The following is a 12,035-nucleotide window of genomic DNA, read 5'->3' on the forward strand; positions in this document are numbered from 1 at the left end:
ATAAGCCGATCGCATCCACTCGTTAGTCATCAATCGTGCAAGATACCGACTCCATCAACGACCTTGCTGCTGCTTTACTACAGCCAGCCGATATCAGCTTTGAACTGCCCGATCCAGAAGATGAGCAGATTCTAGAGTCAGATTTTCAACAGCAGCTAGAAATAGCTTGGCAGGTATGCGATCGCTTTGATTTGCAAACTGAAATCTGGCGGGGGCGAATTTTACGGGCGATCCGCGACAGAGAAAAAGTCGGTGGTGACGGGCGCGGTACTGGCTTTTTGCGATGGCTAAAAGAGCGAGAAATTAGCAAAAGTCAAGCATACTCCTGGATTCAACTGGCAAATAGTGCCGATACTCTGATCGAAGACGGTAAACTTGATCCCGGTTCTGTGAACAACTTCAGCAAGCGGGCATTTGTTGAAACCTCCAAAGCAGTCCCAGAAGTACAACAGATGGTGAGTGAAGCCGCCCAAAAAGGCGATCGCATCACTAGGCGAGAAGTGCGTCAACTCAGCGATGAATGGACAGCCATGTCCTCAGATTTATTACCTGAATCAGTTAAAGAAAAAGCCGCAGATAACACCCTTCCTCCGCGCTACATCGCCCCACTGGTGAAGGAAATGGAAAAACTGCCAGAATCGCATCAAAAGTTTATCCAAAAAGAAATTGCTGCTAATCCTGATGTGGATACCCTAAAACAGGTAACTAGCGAAGCGCGTAACTTGGCTAAATATCTCAAAGGAGCGGCTCAAGTCCAGGCGCTAACGCAGGAAAATGTTGATATTGAAACAGCTTTAGAAGAAGCGCAAAGAGTCGGCTGTTTGAGCATTGCTGCTGATTTGGTAAATCAAGCATCGCAAATTGAACAAACGATCGCTAAACTCTACATGACTTGGAAACGCATCGGCAATTTAGCAGATCGATTATATGTAGATACTGGCGCAAGTACACCCAACTTGCGATCGCTCCTCACCTGCTTGGAACCTCTGGGTGGTGAAATTATGGAATTGCAACTTAGTGGCACGACTGAACACACTGTTCGTTTGCAAATTCAGGAGACGAGTTAAAACAATTCGCAATTCGCAATTCGCAATTATGTTTTGTGACCAAAGAGGCAGGGGAGCAGGGGGCAGGGGGCAGGGGGAAAGATACCGAAATTCCCCAGCAAGAGAGGGTTTCAAGCCCCTAAATTTATTTATGCCCAGGTAACAAATATTTATTATGCCTACGGCACGCTGCGCGAACGAGATGCGTAGCACGAGAAATAATAAGTCCGTTTTCAAGCCCCTAAATTTATTTATGGGGTTTCTCCCCTGCTCCCTGCCCCTTTTCCTCTTCAGTGACGAAGATTTAGACCTTGCTATATGGGCGATCGCATTTGCTACTTCGGGGAGAAGTTTGTCGAACTCACGTCTAATTAGCAGCGCAAGATGTAGCGGTGAGCGAGGAATTATGAGGCGATGCGGTGGGTACTTGAGCAACCAGAACCACATTCCCATTAGCATCTCTAACCCATCCTTGGGCTTCTACAATTTGAGTAGTCTCATTGACAGAATTAACTTTCTGTGACTTTACTTCTGTGTTTCGCTGCGCCAGAACAACCACTTTTTTTTGAATACCGCCAGCACGATTTTTACTCTCTGGCTCCAGTGTTATCCAATCTGCCAGTACTGCATCATCGGCTATCAATGGCTGCGTGGGATCGGCTACTAGTCCTCCACGCCCAGTCATAATAAATGAACTACTGGCTATTTTTGAACCAGAATCACAACCAGCAGCAATTTGCTGAGAAGCATCAACTAGATTTAAGGGCAGTTCTACTAATCCTTTACTGGGGTCAGCATCTGGTGAGTTGATTTGTACAGTGCCGTTTAATGAAGGGTTTTGCTGAGAAAACGCGGTGATGTCACTTGTTGGCAATCTACTTGGCTTCAGTTGGTTTGGGTCTTTAGTATTTAACAGCATCTCTAGGTTTCTACGGGTGCGCGGCACAAAACCAAATATGTTCTTAGTGGTGATTGTGATTTTCCCACCTGAGCCAAAGTTGGCGTTAGCGGTGATATCGTTATTTCCGAAGGGAGTGGCGACAAGAAAGCCATTTGGTGCATAGATGGTGATTTTACCCCCATCTCCATTAGCTCCTGCATTAGTAGAAATTTGACTATTGCGGCGCATCAGTAATAAGTCCCGCACCTGTAAGGAAAGATCCCCGCCCTTACCTGACTCACTATTAGATGTGATTTGTCCCTCGTCGAGCAGGATAGAGCGAGCAGTTATATCCAGTTCACCTGCTTTTCCTAAAACGGGTACACCACCTTGGTAAGTTGCATCTTTTCGAGCTTCACTGCTCACAGTTATGTTTCCATCGCGGACAATCAATTGCCCTGCTGTGATATTCAAATTTCCAGCAGATCCCGAACCCCTAGTCGAAGCTACCAATTGGCTTACCAAAGAGCCATCTGCTGAAGTTCCTGTTATCTTTAGTAACTCAGCAGCGATGATAGTTATATTTCCTCCGTTTCCTCTGGCTGGTTCATACAGGATATTTTCAGGAGGAACACGTCTTCCACTAGACTCTGCTGATATTTGACCTCCATCCTGAATGTGGAACCTCTTAGTTTTGATCGTAATGTCACCTGCATTTCCTTCGCCAAAAGTTGAACTTGCTAATGAACTAGGTAGAGGACGATTAGTCATTGTGGAAATAGAACTACCACTCAAGTTCACAGACTCAGAGGCGTTTATAGTTAAATTTCCCCCTTTACCTGTGCCTCTAGTAGAAGTCAGCACTTGTGCGCCATTTGAAACGATAAACTTGTTACTAGTAATGTTTAAGTCTTCACCTTTTGTGTTGCCTCTAGTCTGACTTATCAAGCGCACAAGAGAACCAACTAGTTCCACAGAATTTCCCCATAGCTGGATACTACCACCACTTTCGCCGCTAGTATCTACCTGAGATGGAATCTGAGAATTTCGCAACATCAATCGAATATTCTGGGAATTTTGGACACCTTCATATCCCAATATCCAACTTTGATCCTTTAGCTCTAAACTGACTAAACTATTGCCAGCAACACTTCCTAACTCTATTCTTCCTGAAGTTGCTGTTAAATTTCCGCCCTCCAGCGTAATATCACCGCCCACTAATGCCAAGGTTTTACCAGGCTTCACTTGTAGACCAACTGGTTGGTTGAAAATATTTTTTGTTTTACCATCTGGATTATTTGCTTGCGATTGATTACGGATAAGAGCCGGAGTTGCGCCGAATTGTAAACCAATAGGAACACTTACTGTCAGTAGGGGTGCAGTTTGGGTATCTGTGGCACTAAACTTGATCCCATCGGCAAAGTTCAGACTGCTTGCCGTGCTTCCTACAAATGAACCACCGATTTGTAAAGAAGCATTAGGCCCAAAAACAATGCCATTAGGATTAATCAGAAAAAAGTTAGCTGTATATTTGGCTTTAATGATGCCTTCAATATTAGAAACAGAAGGCCCTGTTACGCGACTAATAATGTTCTGAACACCATCAATATTATTAAAATCAGCCGTAGTTCCATCACGGACAGAAAACTCTTTAAAACTGTGGAATAAATTGCTTCCTGCTTGGGTTCCACCTTCAATAATTGTGGTATTGCCTTGTGTTTTCACAGTAGTGGGTAGAGTACCATCCGGGCTAACTTGAGCAATAGCATAATTTGCCGAAAAACTTATTGCGCCAACTATTACAAGTCTTAGCCATTGGAACCAGAATGAAATATTAATCATACTTGAGATTGTGTCCCTCTAAAGAACTATTAGTTACTTCATAAAAACGATTTACGATTTACTTAATATTAAGTAGACAAATTGAAATAGATAATCTGCGCTTCGTTTTTTATCAAGGACTACATATAACATAGTAGGAACACCATTATCTGATGTTCCTACTATTTATTTCAATGTAATTGAAAACAGAATATACAATGATTACAGTATTTTAACCAAATACTGAGTTGATCACATCGAAATTAGTAACAAGTGTCTTGTTGTTTATCAAAATTTATATAAATTTAAGGTTTATCAACAACAACCACAACAATCACACCAGTCGCAATCTAACTTCACAATATTATTATCTGAAATTAGTAAATTTCTATTACTAGAATCTGTTGTGTCCTGTGTTTGCATTTGACTTAGGTCGATACTGCACTCAAGTTTCAGAGCTTTTTCTCCTGATATACCATACTTTTCAAGCACTGTCTTGAAGTTAGCAGTCTTCAGGCTCTGACTTAATTCGTTTTTAATTTCGTCTTTTAACTGCTGTAATGTTTGAGAATCCATGAGTTTTATCTCCTTTTATACTGGTGGATGTGTAAATTTATCTTGTGATGTACTAAATCAAAGTAAGTTCGATTAGTACAGTTTGGCGACGAATAAATCAAAAATACAGAATCTAGAGTGGCACGAAAGCATTAGTTTTATAAAGCTCTTGCAAACTCCCATAATTATGACTTCAGCTTGGCTAGTAATAATTACGCTTTGTGTAACAAAACTTCATATCTTTTTGCCGGTTTTCCTAAAAGCATTCATGAATCCGGCTAATGATTCTGATAAAGAAGCGGTGCTTTCTCTGCGAGATGCTACGTAAACGGTGGGCTACGCTTACGCACCAACACCTAAGCGTAGCAGAAGGAGCGATCGCTTGTCTGAAGGTTATGGTCAAGCAGCGCCTTTGCATAAAAAACTACCCCTCTCCGACACCGGAAAGGGGTTAATTACTGCTGAAACTTAGCACGGGCTAAACGCCCCGCTATCTATGTACAGCACTTTTAATAAGCGTCTTGCAACTCGTAGAAATCAGGCGAGATGTAGTCCTTCCGCAAAGGCCAACCTACCCAATCTTCTGGCATCAAAATCCGCTTGAGATTTGGGTGTCCTTCGTAGATAATGCCGTACATATCGTAAGACTCGCGCTCTTGCCAATCTGCGGTCTTCCAAATCCAGTACACAGAAGGCACTACGGGGTTTTCCCGTGGTAAGAACACTTTAACTCGAACTTCTTCGGGGCGATCGCTATTATCACCGACTTTAATCAAATGATACATGCTCACTAATTCTTGTCCTGGGCCAAGGTCAATACCACCTTGACACTGGAGATAATTAAACCCATAGGCATAAAGGGCTGTAGCGGTAGGAAGCAAAAAATCTGCCGCTACCTTAATTATCTCTACACCATTTTTGTCTGGTGCCAAAAACTCATGGTCAAAGCCATTTTCCGTCAACCACTGGGAAACTTTACCCGCTTGTACCAATGCCTCTTCTTTCGCTGCTGGTACTGGTTTAGATTCTTCTTCAGCCACGGGTTTGTTCCTCCTTTTGCGCCTTTTCTGTTAGCAGTGCAGGTGGTATTGGCATACCAATCGCTTCTGTCAATTCCTTCGGTGGTGCATAGCGAGTTTCTGACTGCAAATACTTACCAGTTAAGATTTCCTCTACTGGCTTCAGGTTATGAGTCGTGCTGTAGTAGCGGTGGGTTTGCTTAATTTTATCCCGCTCTTGCATCGATTCATTGGAAATTTTCTTCCGCAGCTTAATAATTGCGTCGATAATTGCTTCTGGACGGGGAGGACAACCAGGCAAATACACATCCACAGGAATCAGTTTATCGACTCCGCGCACTGCTGTAGGGGAATCAACACTGAACATCCCGCCAGTAATTGTGCAAGCTCCCATTGCAATTACATACTTTGGCTCTGGCATTTGTTCATAAAGACGCACCAGTTGGGGGGCCATCTTCATCGTGATAGTCCCTGCCGTAATAATTAAATCGGCTTGGCGGGGGCTAGAACGGGGAATTAGCCCAAAACGGTCAAAGTCAAATCGGGAACCAATTAAAGCTGCAAACTCAATAAAGCAGCAAGCAGTACCAAACAGCAACGGCCACAGACTAGAAAGCCGTGCCCAGTCATAGAGGTCATCAACCGTCGTCAAAATGACGTTTTCTGAAAGGTCTTGAGTGATTGTAGTCCGCTCAATAGGGTTGATGATTCGCTCTTTGTCCTGAGTTGTTAAATTAGAATTCAAGACCATTCCAAAGCTCCTTTACGCCATGCGTAAACTAAGGCGACTACAAGAATTGCAATAAAGACTAGTGCTTCAATAAATGCCAATAGCCCCAAACGGTGGAAAGCTACCGCCCAAGGATACAAGAATACGGTCTCCACATCAAAGACGACGAAGACCAAAGCAAACATGTAGTAGCGGATATTGAACTGAATCCAGGCTCCCCCGATGGGTTCCATGCCAGATTCATAGGTGGTGTGCCGTTCTGGGCTGTAACCACTGGGTCGTAGGAGCTTGGATGCTGAGAGCGCTAAGGCAGGTACTAGGCTACAGATTATGAAGAAGCCTAGAAGGTACTCGTAACCGCTGAGGACAAACACAATGAGTATCTACCGCTTATGGAGTATTTTAAGTTGGGAGTGGGGAGTGGGGAGTGGGGAGTGGGGAATGGGGAGTGGAGAGTGGGTACTGGGTAATGGGAAATCGTTCTGAATCTCCAATCCCTTATCCCTAATACCAAATTCTTTATTTTTAATCCCCAGTCCCCAATCCCTAGTCCCCAGTCCCTAATCCTTCAACTGCGTAACTTTCTTTTACATTATATCTGTTTGGTTTTTCTGAAATCTAGGAAACAGATACACTTCAAGTATTTAATTAGCTTTTGATAGTGATAGAAAAGCCTAACAATTATGTCATAATTTGTAACGTATATTTCAGATTTCTCCTCTGCGAGGCCCTAGCCATGAGCGAACCAGCTGTTGAGACTACGGTGTTAGACCGCTACGAGTGTCGCGCCTGCGGTTATGTTTACGAACCTGAGAAGGGAGACGACAAGGATGAGATTCCTTCAGGGACATCCTTTGCAGAACTGCCTATAAATTGGCGCTGTCCAGTTTGTAGTGCTAAGAAAACCGCTTTTGCCAACATCGGCCCGGCGGGTACTGCATCCGGCTTCAAAGAAAACCTTGGTTACGGCTTGGGTGTCAATAACCTAACGCCAACCCAAAAGAATATCTTAATTTTTGGCGCTTTGGGACTTGGCTTCTTGTTTTTTATTAGTCTCTATGGCTTACAGTGAAGCCGTTAAGCAATTCAAAATGACGTTCGCAGAACTAGCTCTAAGAGAAGCTATGCCGTTGGCGTAGCCTCTCGTAGAGAAGGCTTTACGCTGCGTTAACAAAATTCAAAACGAAAAACCAAAGATCCTACACCATCCCGACTGCCAACTCCTACAGAAATTTAGAAATAACTAAGAAATACTGATGCATCTAATTGTGAAAGGTTGGCAACGAATTGCTGCCTTGTTGATAGTAGTCCTCATGTGTATAGGTTGTAGCAAAGTTCCTTCTGTTAGCTACAACCCTTGGAAAGTAATTTCTGTGCCAACAGACTCGAATTTATTGGATATTGCTTTTACTAATAACCCTGAGCATGGCTACTTAGTAGGTAGCAATGCTACCCTGTTGGAAACCAATGACGGTGGTAATACCTGGAAACCAATAACATTGCAACTGGATGAACAGAAGTATCGTTTTGATTCAGTAAGCTTTGCAGGCAAAGAAGGCTGGATTGCCGGAGAACCTGGACTATTGCTACATACAACTGATGAAGGTGCTTCTTGGTCACGTATCCCTCTGAGCGAAAAGCTACCAGGTAGCCCGATCGCAGTTAAGGCACTAGCAGACAATACAGCTGAAATGGCTACTGATATCGGAGCCATATATAAAACCACAGACGGCGGCAAAAACTGGAAAGCCCAAGTGGAATCAGCAGTGGGTGTGGTGCGTAACATAGAACGTTCTCCTGATGGGAAATATGTTGCGGTTTCCGCTAAGGGTAGTTTCTACTCGACTTGGGAACCTGGGCAAGATGCTTGGGTACCCCATAACCGCATTAGTTCTCGGCGGGTAGAAAATATGGGTTTTGCCAGCAATGGGCAATTGTGGTTGCTAGCTAGAGGAGGTCAAATTCAGTTTAGTGACCCAACTAAACCTGAAGAATGGCAAGAGGCAAAATATCCAGAGTTATCCACCAGTTGGGGTTTACTCGATTTGGCATATCGCACACCCGATGAAATTTGGATAGGTGGCGGTAGCGGTAATTTGCTCCGAAGTGGTGACGGTGGTAAAACCTGGGAAAAAGACCGTGAGGTAGAAGAAGTTGCTGCTAATTTGTATAAAATTGTGTTCTTAGAGCCAGAGCGGGGATTTATAATTGGCGATCGCGGCGTTTTGCTCAAATATCTCCCAAACCCTGAAACAACTTCTTCAGAAGCAGCTTAGTGGGAAAGGGGGGAGTAGGGAGTGGGGAGTGAAGAAGCAAGGGAGCAGGGGGCAGGGAGCAAGGGAGAAGAATTTTCCCCCCTGCCCCCCTCCCCCTGCCCCTCTGCCTCTTTTCAATGCCCAATGCCTCATGCCCAACGTACAATTTCTGAGAAGAACTTTGCAACTTGTAACTCTTTCTTAACTTTGTAGGATAATAAACTCAATAACACTCTATGTATAAGGTAGGGATCTAAATGTCAGGTACCACTGGAGAACGTCCGTTTTCGGACATCATTACTAGCGTTCGTTACTGGGTGATTCACAGCATCACCATCCCAGCATTGTTTATTGCAGGTTGGCTGTTTGTGCAAACCGGGTTGGCTTATGATGCCTTTGGCACACCCCGCCCCAACGAGTATTTCACACCAGCGCGGCAGGAAGTGCCCATTGTGAAGAACCGTTTTGAAGCTAAAAAACAAGTTGAAGAATTTATTGGAAAGTAGTTTGAGATCATGACTAGCGGAAACAACATCAATCAACCAGTTACCTATCCAATTTTTACCGTTAGATGGCTGGCAGTACATACTTTAGGTGTACCAACTGTATTCTTTTTAGGCGCGATCGCCGCAATGCAATTTATTCATCGTTAGGAGCAATCATGGTAGAAAGATCGCCCAATCCCAATAATCAACCGGTTGAACTAAACCGGACTTCGCTATACCTGGGACTACTACTAGTTTTCGTTCTGGGGATTCTGTTTTCCAGTTACTTCTTCAACTAAGTAGAAGTCCTGTTGTTAATCTTTGTTTATTTAACCTGTGTTGATTAGTTGTTAAGGGAGGAGAGAAGCTGTGTCTGGAAGTGGGAGAATTCCCCTGTGGGTCGTCGCTACGATCGCAGGTTTAGGTATAATTACAGTCTTGGGCATTTTCTTTTATGGTGCCTACGCCGGACTCGGTTCTTCGATTTAACATTAGTTAGTTTGAACCGAACACTATAAAGTTAAGATTTCCTAGCATTTGTTGAGAAATCAACCTTAAAAAAACCGCCTGTCTCTATGAGATAGGCGGTATTAATTTTGGTCAATAGTCCTTTGTCCTGTGTCATTTGTTTTTTGCAAATGACTAATCACCGATGACTAAATTAGCCAATATCGTCTCTTTCAATGTATAAAAATAGAAACGCGAAGGTCACTGCTGGTAAAACCCAACCAATGATGGGAACTAAGATAGAAGGCAAAAAGGAAGCTGCCATAGTAAAGGTTCCTGTTAAATAACACTACAATTCAAAATGAGCTTACTGCAAATGCTGCCAATATTTTTGAAATTCTAAAGATTTTTAACACAGCCCATCTTGGGAGATTGGAGGGTAGGGGGCAGGGGGCAGGGGGCAGGGAGCAGGGGGCAGGGGGAAAAATACCAATTCCCAATTCCCAATTCCCAAATTTACATACCCAGTAGCTCATCTAGTTGCAGGTTTGGCAAGTCTGGAGGAATCACAGTTCTTACTGTTGTGACTTTATGACTCTCCTGTTGGGTTGTCAGATCAAATGCGATCGCTTCTATGCGAATTTCTAAACAGCCAAAGGGAATCTTTAATTGGGTCATCACTTCCAAACCTCCTAATACATTAGGTTGTAAATTTGTCAATAAATGGGGCCCATCTAGTAACCAGCGAGTTTGACAGTCTTCAACCCATAACTTCACAACTACTTGGGGAGGTACTTCAGGCAGTACTACGCGCACGATGATAAACTTGTCGGCGATTAGTTCACCTTCTGGTACATATAGTTGTGGAATTGGCAAAGGTTCAATGGCTCCCACAGTTATGGGTAGAGAAGAGGACAAACCTAACGGTGGTTGCTTTTCTTCTTCCAAGAAATAATTATTCGTTGCATCGGCTTCTAGTTCACTATCTGTATCATCTACAACGATTTCTTGCGCCAACCAAGCTGACGCTATATTTACTTTTATTGGAGGAGGGGGAGGTGGTAGTTGTCTGACTAGGGTAGTTGAAAGTGCTGGTTCAGATACTTTTTCTACTTCCGTATTTTCCACTGCCTCTAAATCAGCTTCTTTTGCCGTGTCTGCGTCTTCCTCAAAATTTCCAAGCTCAAAAACCGATTGAGCTTCTTCCCGCGTTTCTGTGTCAGCATCTAGGCTTAATGGCAAGTCGACATCAACATCGGGATTTCCAGCACTAAGAAAAAGCTGGGTCTGCTGGGCTGGAACATGGCTATTGTAGTCTTGAGGTTCTATTTCATTGAGAGATTCAGGCAAAGAGTATCCTTGACTCTGCATCCACTTCCTGAGCAGGGGAGATGAATAGAGGTTGCCTGTTGTTATAAATTGTTCATTTGGCTGGGTTTCTACCTCAGCAACAGATTCTTCTTGAAATTGTTCATTTGGCTGGGCTTCCACCTCAGCAACAGATTCTTCTTGAAATTGTTCATTTGGCTGGGCTTCCACCTCAGCAACAGATTTATTCTGGAATTGTGCATCATCTAGTACTAATTCCGGTATATTTCCATCTTCAGCTGCGATCGCATCAAATTGCGGTAAGTCTTCAGGTGCTTGAACTTCCAATGCATCTGGGGGGACATTATTTTTTACTTCTTCTGCATCATCTGGCAAAGCTTGTACCCGTCTCAAGTATGGAAAAGTACTATCGAGTATTGGCATTCGACGTTGCTTGATGACTAACTGCTCTAAGTTGATAGCAGCTGCTATAGCAGTATCCTTTTCTAAAAGCTCCTCTTCTGTAGGGGGTTCTGCAATAACATCTGTGGGAGGGTTGACATCGATTTTAAGAGGTGGCAATTTCGGTAATTGAGGCGAAGTGCCTGAATTTTTTAAGTTAGATGTTCGCAGAGTCGTTTCTCGTAGAACTTGCAGGTTAATTTGCGGCGGTAAGGGTGCATTTGGGGATTGATTGACTATCTGGGATTGATTGACTATCTGGGACTGGTCTGTTTTTGGAATTCTGACTAGATTGAATAGTTTCAAATCGATCCTCACAGAGGACTCTGGCTCTGTAAAAGCATCAGGCGAGTCCGATGAGGCTATGGGGTCATTTAAGGATGTACTATGTTTTGCTGCGGCTGTAATTGCCAGTAGTTCTGTTACATCTGCTGTAATGGTGAAAGACTGGCTGGCTAATCGGATGATTTGATCGATATCGGCGAATCGACCATACAAACTAATATCTGCCAAAATTAACTTCGATTCAAAGTCAGCAGGAATATCAATTGAAGTATTAATGGTGAAAGGCAATTCCTGATCTGGTAAGTGCTGTATCTGGGTCAAGATTTTTGACTCTAGGGGCGATCGCAATTCAATTCCTAGTTCAAGCGTCCGCAGACTTTTTGCAGATAGTGTTTCAGCCTGCTCTAAATGTGTATTATCTTTAAATTCTATGCGCCCATTGATTGTAAGAGCTTGTCCCCAACGAGCAATATAAGTATCTTGATCTAAAGTTAACAATAGCGGCGGTTCTGTTACTGGAGAATCTTCTTCCGTTTCATCTTTGGGAAGCAGTTCAGAACTGGGCAAAGCTAAATCTATTAAATTTTGTAAAATCTGCTCTGCCGTCTCACCTTTGAGCCATACAGGACTCACAGGCTCATCGATAACTATATCTTCTTGCGTTTTATCTTGCAGAACAGTATTAACATTGCTGTCTGTAGTAATTTCCAATACTGTGGAAACTGCGATCGCTTCATCGAAA

Annotated in this window: 15 protein-coding genes; 8 read left to right on the top strand and 7 right to left on the bottom strand. The window is 43.4% G+C overall.

The features are described 5' to 3' along the window. The first annotated feature begins 35 nt into the window (after window positions 1–35). The gene (locus VB732_RS07340; protein WP_323230166.1) at window positions 36–1,067 is read left to right on the top strand and encodes a hypothetical protein; all 1,032 of its coding nucleotides are present in this window, start codon (window positions 36–38) and stop codon (window positions 1,065–1,067) included. Between the two features lie 346 nt (window positions 1,068–1,413). Here VB732_RS07340 and VB732_RS07345 read toward each other — a convergent pair whose 3' ends face one another. Next, on the bottom strand, window positions 1,414–3,768 hold the full coding sequence (locus VB732_RS07345; RefSeq protein ID WP_323230167.1) for a filamentous hemagglutinin N-terminal domain-containing protein: 2,355 nt from the start codon (window positions 3,766–3,768) through the stop codon (window positions 1,414–1,416). 294 nt (window positions 3,769–4,062) lie between these two features. Further along, window positions 4,063–4,323 (bottom strand): hypothetical protein, encoded by a 261-nt coding sequence (locus tag VB732_RS07350; protein WP_323230168.1) that lies wholly within the window; start codon window positions 4,321–4,323, stop codon window positions 4,063–4,065. A 310-nt stretch (window positions 4,324–4,633) separates the two neighbouring features. Between VB732_RS07350 and VB732_RS07355 the strand changes: the two genes are divergently transcribed. Continuing rightward, window positions 4,634–4,774 carry a hypothetical protein gene (locus VB732_RS07355; RefSeq protein WP_323230169.1) on the top strand — a complete coding sequence of 47 codons (141 nt, stop codon included), beginning with the start codon at window positions 4,634–4,636 and terminating at the stop codon, window positions 4,772–4,774. Window positions 4,775–4,811: 37 nt separating this feature from the next. Here the strand turns inward: VB732_RS07355 and VB732_RS07360 are convergent, their stop codons facing one another. The 3 genes from VB732_RS07360 to ndhC are packed head-to-tail and all read right to left on the bottom strand — an operon-like array spanning window position 4,812 to window position 6,425. After that, a complete protein-coding gene (locus VB732_RS07360; RefSeq protein ID WP_099103180.1) occupies window positions 4,812–5,342 on the bottom strand; it encodes an NAD(P)H-quinone oxidoreductase subunit J in 531 nt (176 codons plus the stop codon). Then, window positions 5,335–6,072: a photosynthetic/respiratory NAD(P)H-quinone oxidoreductase subunit K gene (gene ndhK / locus VB732_RS07365; protein ID WP_323230170.1), complete on the bottom strand. Its 738-nt coding sequence runs from the start codon at window positions 6,070–6,072 to the stop codon at window positions 5,335–5,337. Before ndhK ends, VB732_RS07360 begins: the two co-directional genes overlap by 8 nt. Beyond that, window positions 6,063–6,425, bottom strand: a complete 363-nt coding sequence (gene ndhC / locus VB732_RS07370; RefSeq protein WP_196526961.1) for a photosynthetic/respiratory NAD(P)H-quinone oxidoreductase subunit C — start codon at window positions 6,423–6,425, stop codon at window positions 6,063–6,065. The genes ndhK and ndhC overlap by 10 nt, the downstream gene beginning before the upstream one ends. 362 nt (window positions 6,426–6,787) lie before the next feature. Here ndhC and VB732_RS07375 point away from each other — a divergent pair, with 362 nt between their 5' ends. From VB732_RS07375 to VB732_RS07400, 6 genes are all read left to right on the top strand, one after another. After that, window positions 6,788–7,123: a rubredoxin gene (locus tag VB732_RS07375; protein WP_323230171.1), complete on the top strand. Its 336-nt coding sequence runs from the start codon at window positions 6,788–6,790 to the stop codon at window positions 7,121–7,123. A 184-nt stretch (window positions 7,124–7,307) separates the two neighbouring features. Then, window positions 7,308–8,327, top strand: coding sequence for a photosynthesis system II assembly factor Ycf48 (locus VB732_RS07380; RefSeq protein WP_323230172.1), 1,020 nt, complete (start codon window positions 7,308–7,310; stop codon window positions 8,325–8,327). A gap of 236 nt (window positions 8,328–8,563) precedes the next feature. Further along, the gene (gene psbE, locus VB732_RS07385) at window positions 8,564–8,812 is read left to right on the top strand and encodes a cytochrome b559 subunit alpha (protein ID WP_104908256.1); all 249 of its coding nucleotides are present in this window, start codon (window positions 8,564–8,566) and stop codon (window positions 8,810–8,812) included. Window positions 8,813–8,821: 9 nt separating this feature from the next. Next, on the top strand, window positions 8,822–8,959 hold the full coding sequence (psbF, locus tag VB732_RS07390) for a cytochrome b559 subunit beta (protein WP_012411801.1): 138 nt from the start codon (window positions 8,822–8,824) through the stop codon (window positions 8,957–8,959). An 8-nt stretch (window positions 8,960–8,967) separates the two neighbouring features. After that, window positions 8,968–9,090 (top strand): photosystem II reaction center protein L, encoded by a 123-nt coding sequence (locus VB732_RS07395; protein ID WP_012411802.1) that lies wholly within the window; start codon window positions 8,968–8,970, stop codon window positions 9,088–9,090. Between the two features lie 70 nt (window positions 9,091–9,160). Further along, window positions 9,161–9,280 (top strand): photosystem II reaction center protein J, encoded by a 120-nt coding sequence (locus VB732_RS07400; protein WP_012411803.1) that lies wholly within the window; start codon window positions 9,161–9,163, stop codon window positions 9,278–9,280. A gap of 172 nt (window positions 9,281–9,452) precedes the next feature. On the opposite strand, the gene VB732_RS07405 is transcribed toward VB732_RS07400, so the two are convergent. Continuing rightward, entirely contained in the window at window positions 9,453–9,563 is a 111-nt protein-coding gene (locus tag VB732_RS07405) for a photosystem I reaction center subunit VIII (protein WP_229486813.1), read from the bottom strand. A 191-nt stretch (window positions 9,564–9,754) separates the two neighbouring features. Further along, window positions 9,755–12,035 (bottom strand): hypothetical protein (locus tag VB732_RS07410; RefSeq protein WP_323230173.1); only part of this gene is annotated, 2,281 nt, incomplete at its 5' end.

It is taken from the genome of Nostoc sp. UHCC 0252 (assembly GCF_034931145.1).
GTDB lineage: Bacteria > Cyanobacteriota > Cyanobacteriia > Cyanobacteriales > Nostocaceae > Nostoc.

Excerpts from the sequence above, each read along its gene's own strand:
- ndhK (WP_323230170.1), bottom strand. The coding sequence starts at position 6,072 with ATGGTCTTGAATTCTAATTTAACAACTCAGGACAAAGAGCGAATCATC.
- VB732_RS07375 (WP_323230171.1), top strand. The coding sequence starts at position 6,788 with ATGAGCGAACCAGCTGTTGAGACTACGGTGTTAGACCGCTACGAGTGT.
- psbE (WP_104908256.1), top strand. The coding sequence starts at position 8,564 with ATGTCAGGTACCACTGGAGAACGTCCGTTTTCGGACATCATTACTAGC.
- psbF (WP_012411801.1), top strand. The coding sequence starts at position 8,822 with ATGACTAGCGGAAACAACATCAATCAACCAGTTACCTATCCAATTTTT.
- VB732_RS07350 (WP_323230168.1), bottom strand. The coding sequence starts at position 4,323 with ATGGATTCTCAAACATTACAGCAGTTAAAAGACGAAATTAAAAACGAA.
- VB732_RS07380 (WP_323230172.1), top strand. The coding sequence starts at position 7,308 with ATGCATCTAATTGTGAAAGGTTGGCAACGAATTGCTGCCTTGTTGATA.
- VB732_RS07345 (WP_323230167.1), bottom strand. The coding sequence starts at position 3,768 with ATGATTAATATTTCATTCTGGTTCCAATGGCTAAGACTTGTAATAGTT.
- VB732_RS07395 (WP_012411802.1), top strand. The coding sequence starts at position 8,968 with ATGGTAGAAAGATCGCCCAATCCCAATAATCAACCGGTTGAACTAAAC.
- VB732_RS07405 (WP_229486813.1), bottom strand. The coding sequence starts at position 9,563 with ATGGCAGCTTCCTTTTTGCCTTCTATCTTAGTTCCCATCATTGGTTGG.